Raw genomic sequence first — 21,711 nt, 5'->3', positions numbered from 1 at the left:
TGCTCACTCTTTGTGCCGCTCAGGCCGCCGCGCGGTTGCCGAACGCCTCGGTGTAGATCGCCAGCGCATCGTCGAAGCTCAATTCCCGCGGATTGTTCACGAGAAGCCGCGTCTGCTTCATCGCATCCTCGGCGAGCTTCTTCAGGTCGCCCCTCGCAATGCCGACATCGGCCAGCGAGGCCGGCACGTTGCAATCCCGGCAGATCGCCGCGATCGCATCGACGAACAGCCGTGCCCGCTGGCTGACGCTCATTCCTTCCGATTTGGGATCGACGATCGGCGCCAGTTCGGCGTAGAGGCCTTCCGCCTCCGGCAAATTGAACCGCAGCACCTGGGTCAGCACCAAGGCATTCGACAGGCCATGCGGCACGTGGAACAGCGCGCCGATCGGATAGGCCAGCGCGTGCACGGCGGCGACCGGGGAATTGGCGAACGCCATGCCGGCCAGCATCGAACCCAGCAGCATTTGCGACCGCGCTTCGAGATTAGATCCGTCCGCACAGACCGTCCGGACATTCGCCGACAGCAGGGCGAGAGCCTGCCGTGCCAACTGGTCCGACATCGGATTCTTCCGGTGCTTGCTGGTATAGGCTTCGATCGCATGGACCATGGCGTCGATGCCGGTCGCCGCGGTGACATGCGGCGGCAGGCCGAGCGTCAGCTCCGGATCGAGGATCGCCCAGTCCGGGAGCAGGCGGGGCGCAACGACGCCCTTTTTCTCGGTCGTCGGCGTGGTGACGATCGCAATCGGGGTCACCTCCGAGCCCGTTCCGGCCGTTGTCGGCACCAGCAGCAGCGGAAGGCGTTCGCCCTTGGCAAGGCCGACGCCGTAGATATCTTCGAGGCGATCAGGCGTTTTGGCCAGATAGGCCACCAACTTCGCGGTATCGAGCGCGCTGCCGCCGCCGATTGAGGCAACCAGCTCGATGTCCTTGTCACGACACAGTGCGACCGCCCGCTCGATGATATGCGACGGCGGATCCGCCTCCACATCTTCGAATATCGTCAGTTCGCAGCCGCCGGCAACCAGGCCAGCCTCGGCGTTTCTGGTCAGGCCTGCATTGCGTACGCCCTTATCCGTGACCAGCAGAACACGTTTTGCCCCGTATCCAGCGACCAACTCCGCCAGCTTTTTCGATGCGCCTGCCTCGAACAGGATGTTGGGGGGTGCCTGGAAGGTAAACGCTTTCATCTGACATCACTCCTGATCTGATCGGACGTTACTGCCGCAAGCGCCGCGGCGAGCTGTTCGGTCACGGCGTCAATCGGCTGCAAACCGTCGACGACGTTGAGCAGTCCCTGCGACCGGTAGTATTCCGTGACCGGCGCGGTTTGCTCGCGATAAACGCCGAGCCGGGTCTTGAAGACCTCGGGATTATCGTCGCGGCGCACCGGCTCGCCTCGGCTTGCCGCATCGTCGGCGCGCCCTTTGATGCGGTCGAGCAGCGCATCTTCGTCGACCTCGAGCTCAAGCACCGCATCGAGCTTGATGCCCCGGGTGGCGAGTTCCTGATCGAGCGCTTCGGCCTGCGCGACCGTGCGCGGGAAGCCGTCAAGGATAAAGCCGCTTACCGCATCGGAATGGTCGATACGATTAGCGATCACCGATACCACGACGTCGTCGGGCACAAGTTCACCCCGATCCATAATGTGCTTGACGCGCAATCCCGCAGCCGTGCCTTCCGCAACCGCCTGGCGCAGCATGTCGCCGGTCGACAATTGCGGGATCGCAAATCGAGTGACGATCCTCGTCGCCTGCGTGCCCTTACCTGCGCCTGGCGGCCCCAACAGAACCAGTCTCATATCATTGCCCATATCTCGGTTTCAGCTCTTTGCCCGCGCGATGGCCTCGACGATCAGCCGGCGCGCTTCGGCACTGTCGCCCCATCCGATCACCTTCACCCACTTCCCCGGCTCCAGATCCTTGTAGTGTTCAAAGAAGTGCTGGATCTGCTCGATCGCGATCTGCGGCATGTCGGCGATCCCGTTGACGTGTGCGTAGCGCATCGTCAGTTTCGGCATCGGCACGGCGATGATCTTCTCGTCGCCGCCGCCCTCGTCATCCATCTTGAGCACGCCGATCGGCCGCACATTGATTATGGCGCCAGGAGCGATCGGCCGCGAATTGGCCACGAGCACGTCGATCGGATCCCCATCGTCCGAAAGCGTGTGCGGAACGAAGCCGTAATTTCCGGGATAGCGCATCGGCGTATACAGGAAGCGGTCGACGAACAGCGCGCCCGCCGCCTTGTTCATTTCGTATTTGATCGGTTCACCGCCGATCGGAACCTCGATGATGACATTGACGTCCTCCGGGGGATTGTCGCCGATCGAAATCGCGTCGATATTCATTTCCGCGCCGCCTTTTGGCTATGGCGGTTTTTGATGAGATCATCGACCACCGCCGGATCCGCCAGGGTTGAGGTGTCCCCGAGCGCGCCGACTTCGTCCTCGGCGATTTTGCGCAGAATACGACGCATGATCTTTCCAGAGCGGGTCTTGGGCAGGCCCGGCGCAAACTGAATGACATCGGGTGCGGCGATCGGTCCGATCTCCTTGCGGACCCAGGCCACTAGTTCCTTGCGCAACTCTCCGGAGGGCTCCGCATCCGACATCAAGGTGACGTAGGCGTAGATGCCCTGCCCCTTGATGTCGTGCGGAAAACCGACAACAGCGGCTTCGGAAACCTTCTGATGTGCGACGAGCGCGCTTTCGACTTCGGCTGTCCCCATGCGATGACCGGATACGTTGATGACGTCGTCGACGCGGCCGGTGATCCAGTAGTAGCCGTCGGCGTCGCGCCGGCAGCCATCGCCGGTGAAATACTTGCCCGGATAGGTCGCGAAGTAGGTCTGCATGAAGCGCTCGTGGTCGCCGTAGACCGTGCGCATCTGGCCTGGCCAGGAATCGGCAATGACGAGATTGCCTTCGCATGCGCCGGTCAGCACGGCACCACTTGCGTCCACCACTTCCGGCATCACTCCGAAAAACGGCAGGGTTGCCGAACCGGGCTTCAAAGCCGTCGCGCCGGGAAGCGGCGAGATCAAGATGCCGCCTGTCTCGGTCTGCCACCAGGTATCGACGATCGGACAACGTCCATCGCCGACCACGCGGTGATACCAATCCCACGCTTCCGGATTGATCGGCTCGCCCACCGAGCCGAGCAAGCGCAGCGACGCACGGCTGGTCTGTTTGACCGGCTCTTCCCCCGCACCCATCAACGAACGGATCGCGGTCGGCGCGGTGTAGAAGATGTTGACCTTGTGTTTGTCGACGACCTGCCAAAAGCGCGATGTTGAGGGATAGTTCGGGATCCCCTCGAACATCAGCGTGGTCGCGCCGTTGGCCAGCGGCCCATAGACGATGTAGCTGTGGCCGGTGACCCAGCCGACATCGGCGGTGCACCAGTAGATGTCGCCGTCGTGATAGTCGAACACATACTGGTGCGTCATCGACGCAAAAACGAGATAGCCACCCGTGCTGTGAACGACGCCCTTTGGAGCACCGGTTGAACCCGACGTGTAAAGAAGGAATAGCGGATCCTCCGCGTTCATTTCGACCGGCGCGCAGTCGGCCGAGGCCTTTGCCACCTCGTCCGCGTACCAGACGTCGCGGCCGTCGACCCAGTCGATGCCACCGCCGGTGCGCTTGACCACGATCATCGTCTTCACGATGCCGGCCACCTTCTTCAGCGCATCGTCGGCATTGACCTTCAGCGGTACCTTGCGCCCGCCGCGCAGCCCCTCATCGGCGGTGACCAGGACTTTGGACTGGCAGCCCTCGATACGTCCGGCCAGGGCATCCGGCGAGAACCCGCCGAACACGATGGAATGGACCGCCCCGATTCGCGCGCAGGCGAGCATGGCATAGGCGGCTTCCGGAATCATGGGCAGGTAGATCGTGACGGTGTCGCCTTTCTTCACACCGTGACTTTTCAGGACATTCGCGAAACGACAGACCTGATCGTGCAACTCCGCGTAGGTGATGTGCCTGGATTCGGCGGGATCGTCGCCCTCCCAGATGATCGCGACCTGACCGGCACGCCGGGCAAGATGCCGGTCGATGCAGTTCATCGCCACATTCGTGGTGCCGTCCTCGAACCACTTGATCGAGACCTTGCCGGGCGCAAAGGAGGTATTCTTCACCTTCGTGAACGGCTTGATCCAGTCGATCCGCTTGCCATGCTCCGCCCAGAAAGCATCCGGCGTCGACACCGACGAAGCATACATGCTGCTGTATTTCGCAGCGTCAGCATGAGCCCGCCGTGCCCAGCCGGCCGGCACGTCATGGATCAGCGTATCTGACTTTTCCGTGCCCACCTTGGAGCCTCCCCGACGCACTGCGATGCGATTGTCTTGATCGGATGATGCATCGTCCGCGCTCGGAACGCGTGCAGGCAACATCCTGTGATCAGCGATTTGATTTCGCTCTGAGGCGACCGGCGCTACTTATTCAGGTCAACAGTCGACGGCTGGTTCATTGCACTTGCAAGCTCGCGAAACTGCGCGTTCATTTTTTCCATCTGCTCCTTGAGATGGCTCTGATAAACTGCACCCATTTCCTGCGGGTCCTTGGCATGCAACAGCCGTTGCGCAAGCTCGAAGCCCGAAGCCACATTTTCCTCGGCGAACGCGACGGCTCTTTCGTTCATCTCCTTCGCCGCCGAATAGGTTGAGCGAACGCTGGAATCGGCCTTCTCTCTCAACTTCTGGGATTCGGTTATGTATTTCGACACAGCCTCTTTCGCCTTGTCCAGCGTGGTCTGCGCCATTTCCCGCATCTTCTCAGCCTGCTCGTTGATCTGCTCACTCATTGCACTCTCCATTGCCGGCGCTTGCGACCACGCCAATTTCAGCTCAGCTCATCAATCGGCCCTCGCCGACGGCTCACACGGTCGGCTCAATAACCTGCTTCAGCTTCTCGCGAAGTTCATCCACGAGCACGCGGGTATTTTCGCTGTAGTCGATCGGCACGACGACGAGGTGCACACCGCCACCTTTGAAAGCGTTTTCGAGCGTCGGAATCAACGAATCCGTGCTTTCGACCCGCGAGCCTTTCGCGCCGTAGCTCTCGGCGTATTTGACGAAATCCGGATTCCCGAACGTGAGGCCAAAGTCCGGGAAACTATCGACCGCCTGTTTCCAGCGGATCATGCCATAGGCCGAATCTTCCAGGATCAGCACGACGAGATTCAATTTAAGGCGAACCGCGGTTTCCATCTCCTGCGAATTCATCATGAAGCCGCCGTCGCCGCAGACCGCGAGCACGCGGCGTTCCGGATGCAGCATCGCCGCCATCATGGCGGATGGCAGCCCGGCGCCCATTGTCGCGAGGGCATTGTCCAGCAGCAGCGTGTTCGCCACATAGGTGCGGTAGTTGCGGGCGAACCAGATCTTGTACATCCCGTTATCCAGCGCGACGACGCCGTCTTCAGGGATGACCTTTCGCACATCGTGCACGATGCGTTGCGGCGTCGGGGGCCAACGGTCCTCGGTCGCGCGATCGCCGATCCGGGCCAGGATACTTTCGCGAAGGCTTAACAGCGCGCCGGCATGATGCAGCCGCCCCTCGAGACGATCGGCCAGCAACTCCAGGCTCGGTCCAACATCGCCGACCACTTCGCACTGCGGAAAGTAGACCCGCTCCACGTTGGCCGGCGTGTAGCTGACGTGGATGACTTGAGGACCTTTGGGGCCCATGATGAAGGGCGGCTTTTCGATGGTGTCGTGACCTATGGCAATAATCAGATCGGCTCGGTCGACCGCTTCATGAACGTAATCGCGCTCGCTGAGTGCAGCCGTCCCCATGTAGAGGTTGCTGCCGCCGGGTACCGTTCCCTTGCCCATTTGTGTGGTGAAGAACGGAATTTTCGTGCGGCGGACGAAGCCGCCGATGCCGGCCGTGCTGCGCGGCCGGGACGCGGCGGCGCCGAGCATGATCAAGGGCCGCTTGGCCTTGAGGATCATGTCGGCAGCGCGATCCAGCGAGGCACGATGGGCGACCGGGATCTCGATCGGATGCGGCGCCACCATCGCGACGTCTTCGGATTCCTCGCCCGCGATGTCCTCGGGCAGTTCCAGAAGAACCGGACCCGGACGCTCTTCCATGGCGATCCGGAAGGCATCGCGAACGATTGTCGGAATGCCGCTTGTGCTGACGATCTGGAGCGACAGCTTGGTCAACGGTTTGAAAGCGCTAACCACATCGACGATCTGGAATTTGGCCTGTCGGCTGCTCATGATGCCCTTCTGGCCCGTGAGCATGATCATGGGCATGGCGCCGAGCAGCGCGTAGGCGGCGCCAGTCGTCAGGTTCAATGCGCCAGGGCCAAGCGTGGTGATGCACACGCCGGGCTTGCCGGTCAGCCGTCCATAAGTCGCGGCCATGAAGGCCGCGCCCTGCTCGTGGCGTGTCAGGATCAGCTTGATCGACGAGTTGCGCAAGCTTTCCACGACATCGAGGTTCTCCTCGCCGGGAACGCCGAAAATTCGGTCGACGCCCTCGTTCTCGAGTGCGGCAACCAACAAATCTGATCCCTTGGCCATCAGCGCGTCTCTCCCATTCGAATTCAATGCTCTCCGGACGCCGTCGCAGGCATGACGGGGCCGTCGTGTTTCAGTTCAGATCCGGCCATCGCCGTCGAGATAGCCTCGCGTCCGCGTATCCGGCATCCAGAGCGACGCGACCAGGGCGACCAGCGCCATCGCCGCGACGTACCAGAAGAACAGGGTTTCGTATCCGGACGATTTCAGCGACAATGCAACATATTCCGCCGTTCCGCCGAACATCGCATTGGCAATCGCGTAGGGAAGTCCGACGCCTAGGGCGCGCACCTCGGGCGGAAACAGTTCGGCCTTCACGACGCCACTGATCGAGGTATAGAAGCACGCAATCACAAGACCGATCATGATCAGGCCAAAAACGGCGTAGACGTTGGTGGTGCTGGACAATGCCATCAATAGCGGCACCGCAGCGAGGGTAGCGCATGCGCTGAACAGGATCATGTTGTTGCGCCGGCCGATCCTGTCCGATAGCGCCCCGAACACCGGTTGCAGCAGCATGAAGGCGATCAGGGCAGCGGTCATGATCGAGCTGACCGTCTTGGCATCCAGCTTCACGCTGTTGACCAGGAATTTCTGCATGTAGGTCGTAAACGTATAGAAAAATAGCGATCCGCCGATCGTGAATGCGAGAACGATCAGCAGCGCGCGCTTATGATGCCAGAGGCCGGAGAGAGAACCTGCCTCCTTGCGGTGCATGGTCTCCGCCGAGGCCGTCTCCTGCAACGAGCGGCGGAGATACAACGCCACAACGGCCGCGACGGCGCCGAACAGGAAAGGCACCCGCCATCCCCATTCCTTCAGCTCGTCGAGCGACAAGGTTTGCTGCAGAACCACGACAACGAGGAGTGCGAGAAGTTGCCCGCCGATGAGCGTGACATACTGGAATGACGAATAGAACCCGCGGTTGCCCTTGCCGGCAATCTCGCTCATATAAGTTGCCGCCGTTCCATATTCCCCGCCGACCGACAGGCCTTGTGCCATGCGCGCAAACAGTAGGAGCGCCGGCGCCGCGGCGCCGATTGTTTGGTACGTGGGGAGCATTCCGATCATCAGCGATCCCGCGCACATCAGCAGCACCGACAGCACCATCGAATTCTTGCGGCCATGCGCATCGGCGATCCAGCCGAACAGCCAGCCACCGAGCGGCCGCATGAAGAACCCTACGGCGAAAATGCCGGCCGTCGCCAGCAACTGGCTGGTCTGGTCGCCAGACGGGAAGAACGCCGCCGCGAAATAGATCGAGGTAAATGCGTAAGCATAGAAGTCGTACCACTCGACCAGATTTCCGGACGACGCAGCCACAATCGCCTTGATACGCGACAGCTTTTGCGCCGTGCTGTCAGCGGGGATTGCCGGGTGCGATGCAGCAACAGCGGTCATTTGCTTACCCTCCCAATCGACGGATGATGCTTTGAGTGAAGTCGCCAGTGGACGCTTTGCCGCCCAGATCGGGCGTGCGAACGCCGTCCTCGCGCAAGACCTGATCAATTGCCGTTCTAAGACGGTTTGCGAGATCAGGCTGATCAATGTGCTCCAGCATCAGCCCGACCGCCAGCAATAAAGCGAGCGGATTGGCGATTCCCTTGCCGGCAATATCCGGTGCCGAGCCGTGCACGGCCTCGAAGATCGCCGCATCCGGACCGATGTTGGCGCCGGGCGCCATGCCGAGGCCGCCGACCAGACCGGCGAGCTGATCCGACAGGATGTCACCGAACAAATTGGTAGTGACGATGACGTCGAACTGCCAGGGATTCATGACGAGCTGCATCGCCGTGGCATCGACGATGCGATCGTCCATCTTGACCCTGCCCTCGTACTTCTTTGCAACCTCGTGACCGACCTCGAGAAAGATGCCGGTCAGCGCCTTCAGCACGTTGGCCTTGTGCACGACGGTCACCTTCTTGCGACCGTTCTTGAGCGCGTAGTCGAATGCGAATTCGATGATCTTGCGCGATCCTTCACGCGTATTGACCCCGGTCGAAATGGCGACCGCGTGCGGATCTTCCCCAATTGGAATATAGTGTTCGAAAGCGACATAGAGCCCGCCGAGGTTCTCGCGCACCAGCACGATATCGATTTCGTCGAATCGTCCTCCGGGAACCATGCTTCGAACCGGCCGCAAATTGGCGTAAAGGCCGAATTCTTCGCGCAGACGAACATTGATCGAGCGGAATCCTCCCCCCACCGGCGTCGTTAGCGGGCCCTTCAGGGCGAGCCGCGTACGTCGGATGCTGTCCAGCGTCGCCTGCGGCAGCGGATCACGGCTTTCCTCGATCGCGGCCAGGCCACCCTGCTGGATGTCCCATTCGAATGGAGAGCCGAGCGCTTCGAGAATGTCGACGGCCGATTTCACGATCTCGGGGCCGATACCATCGCCTGGAATGAGCGTAGCGGGCCGCTTCGTTTTGGATTGAGCAGGCATTACTATGTCCTCGAAGATGAGAGCCGCGGGGTTTTGTGAATGTCAGACATGCTGCCTTGCACTCAATGTACGGGGCTTGCGGCGGAGGTGGCGGGTAGCGTTTCCTGCTTGCTGATCCAAAGCACCGCGATGATCCCGGCGATTTGAAGCAAAGCCAGCGGTATCAAGGCCATGGGGAAGCTACCCGTCGCCTCCTTAATGACGCCGAGCAGCCACACCGCGCCAGAAGTGCCGATGTGCGACAGGGTATTGATGCCGGCAATTCCGGCCGCAGCAGTTGCCGGAGAGAGTGTCCCAGTCGCCAGGGCCCAGAATGGTCCCTTGATCGAATAATTACCGATCAAGACCACGCTCAGAATAGCAAGCGTCACGGGTAATGAGCTCGTGAGCATGGTCGCAAGCAGCGCCGTTGCGCATAACGCAAGTGGTATTGCGGTGTTTTGGGCATGGGCGTTCGACCTGTCCGAATATCTTCCCCAAAAGATCATCGCAACGGAGGCGATGCCAAATGGGATGGCATTCAGGAAGCCGGTCTCCATGTTGGACATCCCGAACGATTTCACGATCTGAGGCTGCCACAGCGACAACGCGTTGCTCGTGGCCGAGCTTCCCGCATAGATCAAACCGAGGATGAGCACATATTTGTTGGTCAGAATTTGCCACAGCGACATGTGGCCGACCTGCTTCGCCATCGATCGTTCCGACTGCAGGCGCGCGTCGAGCCAATTGCGCGCCTCCGGCTCGAGCCATTTTGCATCAGCGGGTTTGTTCGGAAGCCCGAAGAACGAGACCAGGCCGAGCAGGACGGCCGGAATGGCTTCAACGATGAAAAGCCATTGCCAACCACGAAGGCCGAGCACGCCATCCATCGCCAGCAAAGCGCCGGATATTGGCGATCCCAAAAAGCTCGATAGCGGTATCGCCACCATGAAAACCGCAACGATCCGTGCGCGATAGGCCGCCGGAAACCAGAAGGTCAGATACAGGATCACACCAGGAAAGAACCCGGCCTCCGCTGCACCCAACAAGAAGCGGCTCAGATAAAAAGTAATCGGCCCTACCGCAAAAGCGGAGAGAATACCGACTATCCCCCATGTGATCATAATGCGCGCGATCCAGATCCGCGCGCCAACTTTCTGCATCGCCAGATTACTGGGGACCTCGAAAAGAATGTAGGCGATATAGAACAGCGCCCCGCCCGCCCCGAAGGCAGCCTGCGTCAGGCCCAGATCCTTGTTCATTTGCAGGGCCGCAAACCCGGCATTAACGCGGTCAACGTATGAAATGAAATAGCACACCATGAAAAACGGAAGCAGGCGCCATGTAATGCGGCGCATGGTTTCCGCTTCGATCCTCGGTAGCGGCGCGGAATTCGTTGGCATGGCGTCCTCGTTTCGGGTTGACGGTCAGGCAGCGAGTTGGCGCAGGACGTATTGAAAAATTCCGCCGTTGCGGAAATATTCGAGCTCGTCGAGCGTATCGATGCGGCAGGTCAAGGGTATGATGGCCTTATTCGCACCATCGGACTCGCGGATCTCGATCGCGAGCTTCTGGAGATGCTGGGAAGGCCATTCTTTTCCGCTGCGGCAAGCGAATAGTAGGCGTAGCTCTTTGCACCGACGACAAGTGTCTGGCGTGCGCCGAAGCTGTTGAGATACTGCTTCATTATCAAGTCCCCCTTCGCTGGAATCGTCCGCCTCGCGCAGATCTGAAGCGGTCTATTTCTCCGATGCTGCAAAGGGATCGAGACCCGCTTTTTTCAGGGCCGGAGCAGCAGCAGCGGAAGCGAGGAAGGCAATCAGAGCCCGTCCGGCTTCCGGCTGACTGGCACCGGAGGTTATGCCTGCAGAAAAGATCGTGATTTTCTGGACGTCTGGCGGGAGCGGCCCGACAAGGTCGGCTCCAGCGATCGGCAGAAGTTCACTGATCTGTTGAAAGCCGAGTTCGGCGTCACCGCGTGCAACAACACTCGCGACCGGCTCCGCCGGAATCATTTTGGCCTTGTCCTTCATCTCGGCGGCGATCCCGAGACGCTTGAACAGCTCGGTGCCCACATAGACGCCGCTGGCGCTGTCGGAGTATGCAACTGACTTCGCGTTCAACAGTGCCTGCTTCAATGCGTCAGGAGTACCGATATCAGGCTTTGGCGTTCCGGCGCGTACCGCGATCCCGATCGGCGAGCGTACCAGGTCGACGCGGCTGGTTCTGACCGCCCTGCCCTGCTCGATCATCTCGCCAAGCGCGTCGCCGACCATGATGAGCACGTCCGCCGCCTCGCCGCGTGCCAGTCGCACGGGGATGGCGTTCTCCGTCGTTCCCATCGAGGGGCCATAGGCCGTGACGACCGTATTTCCCGTCGCGCGTTCAAATTGCGGTACGAGCTCCTTATAAGGCGTCGCCAAGCCTCCCGAGATCATGACCCTGACTTCGGACGCCTTGGCGATTCCAGCCGCGGCCGCCAAGACAATCAGCAAGCTTAGCGCAACTCGCCTGCGCACGACGATCGTCACGCTCATCGGCAATTTCCTTCGATGCAATTATTCGAGGACTGTGCTTGCTCGATGACGGTCGACGTCATCGAGCACTTTGGTGGTCACGTCCCTATCACCGTCTCGACCGAATTGGCGCCGGATAGCGCGCGTCGTTGTTGCGGCCTGTAAACGAGGTACGTCCCGGCCAGACCACAGAGCGCTGCCGCGCTCATCCAATATCCCGGCGACGCATTGTCACCAGTGGCAGCGATCAGCCAGGTGCAGATCGCTGCCGTAAACCCGCCGAACGTCGTTGCCAGACTATATGCGAGGGAGAATCCCGACGTTCGCACACCCACCGGCATGACTTCGGTCAATGCGACGATCATCGCGCCGTTGTAGCTGGCGTAGATGAAAGACAACCAAAGTAGGACCGTCAGCATCTTCGGGAACGTCGGGCCTGCGGCCAACCAGGAAAGCGCGGGATATGCAGTCAGAAATGCCAAAGTCGAAAAGGCGATGAGGATCGGCCGACGACCAATCCGATCGGACAACGAGCCCATGATGGGAAGCCAGATGAAGTTCGATATTCCCACGCAAATCGTCACGATCAGGCCATCGGCCGCGGTCAGCTTGAGGACCGATTTGCCGAATGTCGGCGTGTAGACGGTAATGAGGTAGAACGACACCGTGGTCATGATCACCATCATCATCCCGGCAAGCACAATGCTCCAGTTTGCGAGGATGGAGCGATAGATCTCGCGGGGTGTCGGATGATGCTTCCGCGCCAGGAATTCATCGGTTTCCTGCAGCGAGCGTCGAATGAAGAATACGAAAGGAACGATCAGGCAGCCGATGAAGAACGGAATACGCCAGCCCCAATCGTCAAGCTGCGCCGGTGCAAGCCATGCATTGAGAGCGAAACCCAGCGAGGCCGAGACGATGATCGCGACCTGTTGACTTGCCGATTGCCAGCTGGCGTAAAAACCCTTCTTTCCCGGTGTGGCCATTTCCGAGAGATAGACGGAAACCCCACCAAGCTCGACGCCAGCCGAGAAGCCTTGCAGCAGGCGTCCGATCAAGACGAGGATCGGGGCCAATATGCCAATGGTTGCGTAACTTGGCACGAACGCGATGAGCACCGTGCCGGCAGCCATGATCGACAGTGTAACGATCAGGCCTTGGCGCCGGCCGATCCGATCCACGTAGGCGCCGAGGATGATGGCGCCGAGCGGGCGCATCAGAAAGCCTGCGCCAAACGCAACGAAGGTCAGCAGCAGTGACGCGTATTCATTTTCGAGTGGGAAGAATGCCTTGGCGATGTACGACGCGTAGACGCCCGACAGAAAGAAGTCGAACATCTCAAGAAAGTTGCCACTGGTGACGCGGAGCACCATGCCAAGCTTCGACTGTCCGGTGGTAACCGTCATGCCGTCCTCCCTTTTATCGTTTATGTTTTTTTGTCTTGTTCACCCGTCTTGCAGGTGTTGCAAACTTGATCGCGGCCGGATTGACCGATACGCGAGGAGCGATCGTTCAAGCTACGATTGCTGCCTCATCGTATATCAGCTGCCTGTCACCAACCTGTCGCTGCCGCACTCCGCAAGAAAATCGGTTTGAAGACGACGCGCTTGATGAGCCGGCAGATATGGGGGGCTTCTCTCGGATGTTATTCCGTCTGAAATCCAGATCCCTGGATTTCTATCGATCCTGCAACGCGCGGCGCCACTCTTTGAGGAAGCTCGCTCGTTTCGATTGATCGAGATAGGTGAGCAATTCTGCACCAATATGGATCGGCTTGACTGCGCCGCTGCGATCCGCAGGTATCACGCCTTCCGCGCCGAGACCGAGGCGCACAGGACCGACTGACCGGGCCAGGAGAAATTTCTGGCCGCGTTCTGAAAGCAGGTAATCAAGAAACAATTTCGCGGATTCCGGGTGGGGCGCGGTGACGGGTATAAAGGCTATTCGCGACATCAAGGTGATGTAGTCGGCAGGAAACACGATTCCGATAGAGGCATCTTCCTTGGCCCGTTCGATCGCGTAAGACCCTATCATATTGTAGGCGAGCAGATGTTCGCCGGATGAAATCCGATCAAGCACCGTTCCGGTGGTCGAATAGAGCTTGATACCGGCGCTGCCAAACGCACGGACCAAATCCCACGTTGTCCTGGTGATTCCGGCATCGCGCGTGATGAACAGGAAACCGGTCCCGCTCTGCTCCGGGTCATAGGTTGCGATCTTACCTCGATAGATGTCAGGCTTTCGGCTTAGAAGGCTCTTCAGGTCAGTGCGGGTTCGGGGTACATCGGACTCCGCAACGAGGTTCTTGTTATAAACAATGACAATCGGCTCCGCCGTGATGGCATAGGCTTCGTCTTTCCAGATGGCCCAATCCGGGATATGCGCAATTTCCTTCGAGACATAGGGTTGAGCATAGCCGTCATTGACGAGCTTGATCTGCAGATCCATCGCGGAGCTCCAGACAATGTCTCCGGGTGCTGCGCTGGAGGTCGAGGGATCCACGACTTGATTGTAGATATCGTTCGAGTTGATCTTTGTATGGACGATCTCGATGTCCGGATGACTTGCCCGGAAATCGGCAAGCAAGTCGGCGACGTCCGCGTCCTGGGTCGTCGATACGATGTTGAGCTGCTCTCGAGCTCCGGCGATAGCGGATGCTTGCCCTTTGAGAGGGCCGAGCTGCGCCTGCTCCGACATGGCAGGCCACGTCAGCAAGATCCCAACGCACAAGGCCAAGGCTTTGGCAGCCGCCATCGTGACGTTTCCTCGTCCATGAGCCGCTTTGCGGACTTCAGTTTGTTCAGGACCGCAGCCATTCGTACGGCAGCGCACAATCCGGCCTCAACTTGAGCTTTCACCATCACGCTTGGCAAGAGGAAAGCTCACGGAAACCCGCAGACCCCGGCCTTCCGGGCCAGGTGCAAGCACGATTTGGGCCCCGAGACGGTCCGACAAGGCTTTCACGATGGCTAGTCCAAGACCACTGCCTGCAGGGCCGTTCGCCATCGGAATCCGATAAAAACGCTCGAAAACGCGGGCCCGATGGGCCTCCGGAATTCCCGGACCGGTATCCTCGACTTCAATTCGCGCGGTCGTGGCGTCAACAACCGCGCGAACCAGGACCATCCCCCCGGGGCGGTTGTAGCGGATCGCATTGTCGATCAGGTTTGCCAGCAATTCGCCAATCAGGACCGTATTGCCGGCGATGACCGCGGGACAGTCGGATCGATCGAACTGGACGTCGATGTCGTTCGCGAAAGCCTGTGGGGCACGCTCCGACAGGACATTGAAGGCGACCTCATTCAGGTCAACGTTCTCCGCGGCCGGTTGCGCAATGTTCTGCTCGTCGGCCCGTGCCAGTGTCACGAGCTGCCCGAGCAGCCGTTCAAGGCGGTTGATGGCGTTATCGACCTCGTCGAGGGCAGATTGGCCCGCCGGCGTTTCCGACCCCAGGCGTCGCACCAGATCGAGATGCGTCCGCAGTATCGCCAATGGGGTTCGCATCTGATGCGAGGCATCGGCTGTGAATCGGCGCACCAGTCCGATGGCCAGATCCAGCCGCTGTAGCAGGGAATTTACCGCGAGCGCCGGTGCTAAAGCTTCCTGCGGCACCCGGGAAAGGTCGAGCGGACTGAGATTTGGACCGCCCTGAATACCGCGCGCGTCGATTTCTTGCTTGAGTTCGCCAAGCGGCCTCAGGCCTCGATCGACGGCGTACCAGCCGAGGCAAGCGATGAGGCTAATCAACCCGGCCTCGAGCATCGCCAGTCCGATCAGCATTTCACGTTCGACGACGCGGCGCGCCTGCACCGTTTCGGCCACTGCGACGAGGACCAGCTCCGGCCTGCCGTAGACCTGCCGCGCCTGCGCGCCGATACGAACCGTTTTGCCGCGATACGCGCCATCGCGATGGCCGGTTTCGCCAGCCTTCAATCGATCGAAGCCGGATAGTGGAAGATCCTTGTAACCGGTGATCAATTCGCCGAGGTAAGTCACGCTGTAATAGATGCTGTCGTGCGACTGGCTTTCCAGCATGCCGAGCGCAACCTGCGGCAAGTCGACCGTCAGTTCGCCATCTTCCACGCCGACGCGTTCGGCGATGGCGAGAACCGACCCATCGAGCAACCGGTCATGAACTGTCTGCACAACGCGCTGGATCAGCAACATACCGCCGATTCCAAGCACCATCGCCAATACAATGGCGGGCGCCACCAGATTGGTGAGGAGCGTTCGCCTCAACGACGGCCGCCAGGTGGCGATCACTGTACCTCCAGCAGATAGCCTAGCCCGCGGACGGTTCGGATCCGCGGCCCGTCAGGACCGAGTTTCTGGCGAACGCGACCAACATAGAGTTCCGCCGCGTTCGGCGCTACCGCCTCGTCGAAGCCAAATACCTCCGCGATCAGGCGCTCCTTGGAGACGACTTTGCCGGCGCGGGTCATCAGCACTTCCAGCACGGCAAACTCGCGCCGTCGCAATTCAAGCGGCCGGCCGCTCAGTGTAATCGTGCCCGCGGCGCGGTCGAACGCGAGCGGGCCACAGATCAAGGTTGGATTTGGAAGCCCCTGTCCCCTTCTCACGAGCGCGCGAACGCGGGCATCAAATTCGGCGATATCAAATGGCTTGGAGAGATAATCGTCGGCGCCGAGATCGAGCCCGCTGACCTTATCGCCGGTCGCGTAACGGGCAGTCAGAATCATGACCGGAACGGTCGACCCGGCTTGCCGTATCTTGTGCAGGACGCCGAAACCCGACACGTTCGGCAAGTTGATGTCCAGAATGATGAGGCTGTAGGGTTCCAGCAAGGCGGTCTGCGCCGCCGAAGCCCCGTCAGACTCGATATCGACGGCGAACCCGGACAGCTTGAGCCGCTCGGCAAGGCCGCGCGCCATGGCGGCATCGTCCTCGACAATCAGAATCCTCACTGAACAAACCCTTGCGTTCGCACCACCCGTGCGCGGGAGACGTCACCGTGAGGCTAGAAGGACAGTATCGAAAGATCAAATCGGAGCTTCCTCGCGGATGTACGGCTCGCATCCTTCGGACACTTCGCCAGGAGAGGGCCGCGTGCTTCCCGGCATCCCCTCCCTCGACGGTTCGACTTTGCCAGGCCAGTCCCCATATCGTGTGGCAACACGTAACGATACAGCGAGCAGCTTTGATGGCCAGGAGACGCGTGACGGAAACGGAAGCCGACGATCTCCCCCGCTATTTCGTCTGGGTGCGCGGTCTTGAGGGCCCCGAACCGCAGAAATGGATGGCGATGGATTTCGGCGTCGGTGACTGGAAACGGCCGCTCGTGCTCGCCTATCTCGAGCTACCTGAGGGCGAGCGACACTTGCCGTTGTCGGCGCTGGCCCGGCGATATCCGCCGCCGCGGGCAGAGGCTTCGTAGAGGGGCCATCCTGGACGGACGCGAGGATCTCGCCACCCCGTCAACCCAGGGCGAGCAACGCCGCATCACTGGCAGTACTGTTTTCCGCCATAGGTATGACATTTGCCGCCCTCGCTGCTGGCCGGAGCAGACGGCGCGCGCGGGCTCGGTTCGTGGCGGGACACCGCCTTTGGTTTCTGGGGCGACGGATCGGGACGCCGCTGGCACACGCCCTGGGCGTCCAGCACGAATTTGTTGTCACAGACGATCTGGACGCAGCGGTCGCCAACCGCCTTTTGCCCCCTCGCACAAACCAGCGGGCAGATGCGATCGGGCCGGGCGCGCACCGCATCGAGCGCGTCGAGGCTTGCGACCTTCACGTCGAATTTCGTACCGGCATATCTGTTGAAGCTGTCGAGCGCCTTTTGCGACGGTGCAGTCCAGGCGCCATCGGCCGCACCGGGATCGCAACCGACACGCTTCAGGTGCGCCTGGAGCAAGCGGGCGATGTCCGCAGGATCCATCGCTGGCACGCTAGTCGGCGCCACGGCGAGAGCAGCAGCGGGCGCGGCGGGCGGGGTCAGAGCGGCAAGCGTAGCCTGGCGCTCCTTCTCGCGCCGGTCTGCCTCGCGCTTCGCCGCCTCGATCTGTTGCTGCGCCTCCAGCGCGGCCTGCTTCATCGCCTGCTCGACCTGAAGGGCCGCGTCCTCCGCCTGCCGGCGCGCCTCCGCAACCTGCCGCCGGGCATCGTCGAGCTCGCGCTTGGCCTGCTCGGCGATGCGTTGGCGCTCCTTCTCCAGATCGCGCCGGGCCTGCTCGGAGATCTGCTGCGTGGCCCGTTCCGTCTCACGCGCCGCCTGCTCCTCGATCTGTTTCCTGAAATCGTCGCTCTTCTGCCGGACCTGCTGCTCGGCCTGCCGCTGTACGGCATCGGCGTTTTCGCTGATTTTTTCTGCGGCCTCGAGCTTGTCGAGCGCCGCATGCGCAAAGTTGGCATAGATGCCGGTGGCATGAACGGCGAGAAAGGAAAGCCAGGCCTGCTTGGTGCCGGCCTGCGCCGCAAGCTCATAATCCCGCCGGGCTCCCGCGTTCGGATCGATCGGCGGTGCAACCGGCGGCACCAGCGCCACGGTGTCGCCGCCGAGCGATCCGTAGACGAAGGGCTCCTGCCGCCGCCCCGTGCTCTTGAGCACCTCGTCGCGAACCCGGCCAAGCGTCAGGCGAAGGTCGAGGCCCGGTGTCGCCAAATGATTGAGGAGCGCGGTCGCAAACGGGCTGTGCGCACCGTCGCCGTCGCCGGCGACCGCGCCGGCCTTGGCGGCGAACGCAATCAGCGTATCCGCCGTGGCGGGCTCGATCTTGGCGAGGCCGCGGCCCATCGAACGCGTGGCGACACTGCGTGTCATCCGCTCTGCAAACGGATTGTCGCGGCAGGCATCGAGGATGACGAGCCGCAGCCGCTTCGCCGGATTTATCGCCTGGAGAATCCGGTCCAGCGGGACCGCCTCGTCCTCGACGTCGAAATCGCTCTGCAGCCTGGCATCTGCCGGAATCAGGAAGTTCGCGCCGTTCACCTCGATGCCGTGACCGGCGTAATAGACCACGGCCATGTCGGAATCCGCGGCAACCGCAGCAAAATCGCGCACCGCCCGCCGCATCTCGATGACGCCGAGATCGCGGCGAAGCTCCACGATATCGAACCCCATCCGCTTGAACACGTCGCTGATGGCGGCGGCGTCGTTGTCGGGATTGGCCAGCCGCGCGACGCTCTGGTAGTTGGACACACCAAGGACCAGCGCCACTCGCTTGTCGGCCTGCGCGGTCGTCGCCGCTGCCAGCATCCACAACATCGACAGCGCAAGCCGGCAGACCAACCGGCTTGAACGCAACATCGGGACTGAAGGGCTCAATCGGATCATGATGCAGGCTTCGCTCCACGCGTCAGCAATGTGGCTGCAATCGATATGAGTACTATTTCGATAGCGGTCCGCCCTCGGGTCTGTGCCATCGATCACACATCAGGCCCGGCCGTCAGGCGAGACGGTTGCCGCCGCGCAGTGTCCTGCCGGGCGACTCCCTGTTCGAAATGATAGTGGAAGGGGCATGGCATTGGGAAGCTGTCCAGCAACCTTCCGCAGATACTTGCCTCCCCGGGGCGCTTGAGCTTCTATGTCGGCATAAATCGCTTTTGCTTCGTTGGCCGCCAAGGGGTTTTCAGAATGATCCGTCCTTTCATGACAGTTGTATTGTCGATTGTAACCAGCGCCTCGTTGCTTCTTTCCGGCACTGCGAGCGCCGACAAGATGCGCCCGGGCTACAAGAGCTACGGAAACGCCCACGGCTTGAATGCCAACGCAGCTTGCCGTCGCCCGCATTTCAACATCTGCCAGGGTTGTAATGTCGTCATCCCGATGCGGGTCGCGCAAGACCGCGGTTGCGGGTTCAATTTCCAATCCCTGGGTCCGTTCGTGGGCCAGGACGTCGTCGTCTCTCCGGCGAACGGATCTTACAGCCTGGTCAACTCGACGAAGGCTGTGTACCGGCCGAATTCCGGCTTTACCGGCAGCGACCATTTCGAGAGCAGACTCTACTTCGAGGACGGCGCCGGCAAGCGCACGTTCCTGAATCTGAAAGTCAACGTCAACGTCGTTCCCAGCCTGTGAGCTGCCGAAGCACCGTGCTCTCGGCACCGGTCTCAATCACCCTCACAGCTGCCTCCGCATGAATCGGCTCCGCCGGACGGACGTGCGCGACCGCGCGGGCTCGGCTCCTGGCGCGATACCGCCTTTGGCTTCTGCGGCGGCGGATCGGGACGCCGGCGGCACGTGCTCTGGGCATCCAGCACGTCATTGCCGTCGCAGACGATCTGGACGCAACGATCGCCTTCTGCCTTTTGTCCCTTGGCGCACACCAGCGGACAGACACGATCGGGCCGGCCGCGCACCGCATCGAGCGCATCGAGGCTGGCAACTTTGACGTCGAATCTGGTGCCGGCGTTTCGGTTGAAATTGTCGAGCGCCTTTTGCGACGGCGCCGTCCAGGCACCGTCGGTGGTCCCGGGATCGCAGCCGACGCGCTTCAGATGGGCCTGGAGCAGGCGTGCAATATCCGCCGGATCCATTGCCGGCACGACAACCGACGCAGGGGCAGGCGCAGCCGGCGGAGTTAGCGCGGCGAGTGTGGCCTGTCGCTCCCGCTCGCGCTGTTCCTGTTCGCGCCTTGCGGCCTCGATCTGCTGCTGCGCGTCCAGCGCGGCCTGCTTCTTTGCCTGCTCGACCTGAAGGGCCGCATCCTCCGCCTGCCGGCGCGCCTCCGCAACCTGCCGCCGGGCATCGTCGAGCTCGCGCTTGGCCTGCTCGGCGATGCGTTGGCGCTCCTTCTCCAGATCGCGCCGGGCCTGTTCTGAGACCTGGAGCTTCGCCTGCTCGGCCTGGCGCGCAGCCTGCTCCTCGATCTGCTTCTTGACATCCTCGTTCTTCTGCCTGGCTTGCTGTTCGGCTTGCCGCCTCAGCAGGTCTGCCTTTTCACGGGCCTTCTCCGCCGCATCCAGCTTGTCGAGGGCCGCATGAGCAGACACAGCGTAGGGGCCGCTACCGTGAACGCCGAGAAACGAGGTCCACGCCTCCCTTGTGCCGATCTGCGCCGCAAATTCGTAGTCTCGCTGGGACTCCGCGTCCGGATCGACCTTTGGGGCAATCAGCGGCACCAGCGCCACGGTGTCGCCGCCGAGCGATCCGTAGACGAAGGGCTCCTGCCGCCGCCCCGTGCTCTTGAGCACCTCGTCGCGAACCCGGCCAAGCGTCAGGCGAAGGTCGAGGCCCGGTGTCGCCAAATGATTGAAGAGCGCGGTCGCAAACGGGCTGTGCGCACCGTCGCCGTCGCCGGCGACCGCGCCGGCCTTGGCGGCGAACGCAATCAGCGTATCCGCCGTGGCGGGCTCGATCTTGGCGAGGCCGCGGCCCATCGAACGCGTGGCGACACTGCGTGTCATCCGCTCTGCAAATGGATTGTCGCGGCAGGCATCGAGGATGACGAGCCGCAGCCGCTTCGCCGGATTTATCGCCTGGAGAATCCGGTCCAGCGGGACCGCCTCGTCCTCGACGTCGAAATCGCTCTGCAGCCTGGCATCTGCCGGAATCAGGAAGTTCGCGCCGTTCACCTCGATGCCGTGACCGGCGTAATAGACCACGGCCATGTCGGAATCCGCGGCAACCGCAGCAAAATCGCGCACCGCCCGCCGCATCTCGATGACGCCGAGATCGCGGCGAAGCTCCACGATATCGAACCCCATCCGCTTGAACACGTCGCTGATGGCGGCCGCGTCGCTGTCGGGATTGGCCAGCCGCGCGACGCTCTGGTAGTTGGACACACCAAGGACCAGCGCCACTCGCTTGTCGGCCTGCGCGGTCGTCGCCGCTGCCAGCATCAGAGCAATCGCCAGCGCAACACGGCCGGCCAGACGCTGCAGGCGTGACATCGGAGCCGGGAGGATCAATCCGACCATGGTGCAGGCTTCATTCCGTCAAGGAGCCCTAGGCTGGCTCCGGGATGATTTCGAGGGTCTCCTCCCGTAAGTCAACCCGTCTGTGGCCTATCTCACTTCCCGGTGCCGCCGTGGGCGTCAGGCCAAACCTCCGGCGGCATGACTGCGGCCGACGAAGCTCGACCTGATCAAGGAGCCGTATCAGCAGTTCTACAAGAACAATGCCGGTACCGCGCATCTGGTGCAGCGACTGCCGGGCCCGCCCATGCCGCCGGACGAGCCAGTGCGACGAAGCAGTAGGCATCGCGTCGGGAACGCCAGACCGATGCCTTGCGCCCCCATGATTATGGGTGTCGCGGCGCCCGCACCGCGGC

Annotated in this window: 19 protein-coding genes; 3 read left to right on the top strand and 16 right to left on the bottom strand. The window is 61.5% G+C overall.

Annotated features, from left to right (window positions below):
* Positions 1–19: 19 nt before the first annotated feature.
* The 9 genes from IVB07_RS03695 to IVB07_RS03655 form a co-directional block, all read right to left on the bottom strand.
* Complete coding sequence (locus IVB07_RS03695; RefSeq protein ID WP_018453175.1) at positions 20–1,192, bottom strand: iron-containing alcohol dehydrogenase; 1,173 nt, start codon at positions 1,190–1,192, stop codon at positions 20–22.
* Positions 1,189–1,803, bottom strand: coding sequence for an adenylate kinase (locus IVB07_RS03690; RefSeq protein ID WP_026232477.1), 615 nt, complete (start codon positions 1,801–1,803; stop codon positions 1,189–1,191). The genes IVB07_RS03695 and IVB07_RS03690 overlap by 4 nt, the downstream gene beginning before the upstream one ends.
* Before the next feature lie 21 nt (positions 1,804–1,824).
* Positions 1,825–2,352, bottom strand: coding sequence for an inorganic diphosphatase (gene ppa, locus IVB07_RS03685; protein WP_018453173.1), 528 nt, complete (start codon positions 2,350–2,352; stop codon positions 1,825–1,827).
* Complete coding sequence (acs, locus tag IVB07_RS03680) at positions 2,349–4,403, bottom strand: acetate--CoA ligase (protein ID WP_240543312.1); 2,055 nt, start codon at positions 4,401–4,403, stop codon at positions 2,349–2,351. The genes ppa and acs overlap by 4 nt, the downstream gene beginning before the upstream one ends.
* 41 nt (positions 4,404–4,444) lie before the next feature.
* Positions 4,445–4,813: a phasin family protein gene (locus tag IVB07_RS03675; RefSeq protein WP_143273907.1), complete on the bottom strand. Its 369-nt coding sequence runs from the start codon at positions 4,811–4,813 to the stop codon at positions 4,445–4,447.
* A 73-nt stretch (positions 4,814–4,886) separates the two neighbouring features.
* On the bottom strand, positions 4,887–6,545 hold the full coding sequence (locus IVB07_RS03670) for an acetolactate synthase large subunit (protein WP_018453170.1): 1,659 nt from the start codon (positions 6,543–6,545) through the stop codon (positions 4,887–4,889).
* Between the two features lie 75 nt (positions 6,546–6,620).
* Positions 6,621–7,943: an MFS family transporter gene (locus IVB07_RS03665; protein WP_018453169.1), complete on the bottom strand. Its 1,323-nt coding sequence runs from the start codon at positions 7,941–7,943 to the stop codon at positions 6,621–6,623.
* Between the two features lie 4 nt (positions 7,944–7,947).
* On the bottom strand, positions 7,948–8,985 hold the full coding sequence (locus IVB07_RS03660; RefSeq protein ID WP_018453168.1) for an isocitrate/isopropylmalate family dehydrogenase: 1,038 nt from the start codon (positions 8,983–8,985) through the stop codon (positions 7,948–7,950).
* A 62-nt stretch (positions 8,986–9,047) separates the two neighbouring features.
* Positions 9,048–10,367, bottom strand: coding sequence for an MFS transporter (locus IVB07_RS03655; protein WP_026232474.1), 1,320 nt, complete (start codon positions 10,365–10,367; stop codon positions 9,048–9,050).
* A gap of 36 nt (positions 10,368–10,403) precedes the next feature.
* Between IVB07_RS03655 and IVB07_RS03650 the strand changes: the two genes are divergently transcribed.
* On the top strand, positions 10,404–10,583 hold the full coding sequence (locus IVB07_RS03650; RefSeq protein ID WP_143273402.1) for a hypothetical protein: 180 nt from the start codon (positions 10,404–10,406) through the stop codon (positions 10,581–10,583).
* Positions 10,584–10,703: 120 nt separating this feature from the next.
* Here the strand turns inward: IVB07_RS03650 and IVB07_RS03645 are convergent, their stop codons facing one another.
* The 5 genes from IVB07_RS03645 to IVB07_RS03625 all read right to left on the bottom strand — a co-directional run bounded on the left by IVB07_RS03645 (position 10,704) and on the right by IVB07_RS03625 (position 16,405).
* On the bottom strand, positions 10,704–11,501 hold the full coding sequence (locus tag IVB07_RS03645) for a substrate-binding domain-containing protein (RefSeq protein WP_018453165.1): 798 nt from the start codon (positions 11,499–11,501) through the stop codon (positions 10,704–10,706).
* 77 nt (positions 11,502–11,578) lie between these two features.
* On the bottom strand, positions 11,579–12,886 hold the full coding sequence (locus IVB07_RS03640) for an MFS transporter (protein ID WP_018453164.1): 1,308 nt from the start codon (positions 12,884–12,886) through the stop codon (positions 11,579–11,581).
* Positions 12,887–13,157: 271 nt separating this feature from the next.
* A complete protein-coding gene (locus tag IVB07_RS03635) occupies positions 13,158–14,234 on the bottom strand; it encodes an ABC transporter substrate-binding protein (protein WP_085350789.1) in 1,077 nt (358 codons plus the stop codon).
* 87 nt (positions 14,235–14,321) lie between these two features.
* Positions 14,322–15,743 (bottom strand): sensor histidine kinase, encoded by a 1,422-nt coding sequence (locus IVB07_RS03630; protein ID WP_018453162.1) that lies wholly within the window; start codon positions 15,741–15,743, stop codon positions 14,322–14,324.
* Positions 15,740–16,405: a response regulator transcription factor gene (locus tag IVB07_RS03625; RefSeq protein ID WP_018453161.1), complete on the bottom strand. Its 666-nt coding sequence runs from the start codon at positions 16,403–16,405 to the stop codon at positions 15,740–15,742. Before IVB07_RS03625 ends, IVB07_RS03630 begins: the two co-directional genes overlap by 4 nt.
* Before the next feature lie 236 nt (positions 16,406–16,641).
* Between IVB07_RS03625 and IVB07_RS03620 the strand changes: the two genes are divergently transcribed.
* Positions 16,642–16,875 (top strand): hypothetical protein, encoded by a 234-nt coding sequence (locus tag IVB07_RS03620; protein ID WP_026232472.1) that lies wholly within the window; start codon positions 16,642–16,644, stop codon positions 16,873–16,875.
* 65 nt (positions 16,876–16,940) lie between these two features.
* On the opposite strand, the gene IVB07_RS03615 is transcribed toward IVB07_RS03620, so the two are convergent.
* Positions 16,941–18,746, bottom strand: a complete 1,806-nt coding sequence (locus tag IVB07_RS03615; protein ID WP_247482680.1) for a caspase family protein — start codon at positions 18,744–18,746, stop codon at positions 16,941–16,943.
* Between the two features lie 267 nt (positions 18,747–19,013).
* Between IVB07_RS03615 and IVB07_RS03610 the strand changes: the two genes are divergently transcribed.
* Complete coding sequence (locus IVB07_RS03610) at positions 19,014–19,517, top strand: hypothetical protein (RefSeq protein ID WP_247403749.1); 504 nt, start codon at positions 19,014–19,016, stop codon at positions 19,515–19,517.
* 32 nt (positions 19,518–19,549) lie between these two features.
* Here IVB07_RS03610 and IVB07_RS03605 read toward each other — a convergent pair whose 3' ends face one another.
* Complete coding sequence (locus IVB07_RS03605) at positions 19,550–21,358, bottom strand: caspase family protein (RefSeq protein WP_247360887.1); 1,809 nt, start codon at positions 21,356–21,358, stop codon at positions 19,550–19,552.
* Positions 21,359–21,711 lie beyond the last annotated feature (353 nt).

Origin of the sequence: Bradyrhizobium sp. 172, from assembly GCF_023101065.1 — a bacterium.
Taxonomy (GTDB): Bacteria; Pseudomonadota; Alphaproteobacteria; order Rhizobiales; family Xanthobacteraceae; genus Bradyrhizobium; species Bradyrhizobium canariense_D.
The sequence above is the reverse complement of the archived record's forward strand: the minus strand, read 5'-3'. Positions and strand labels throughout refer to the sequence as shown.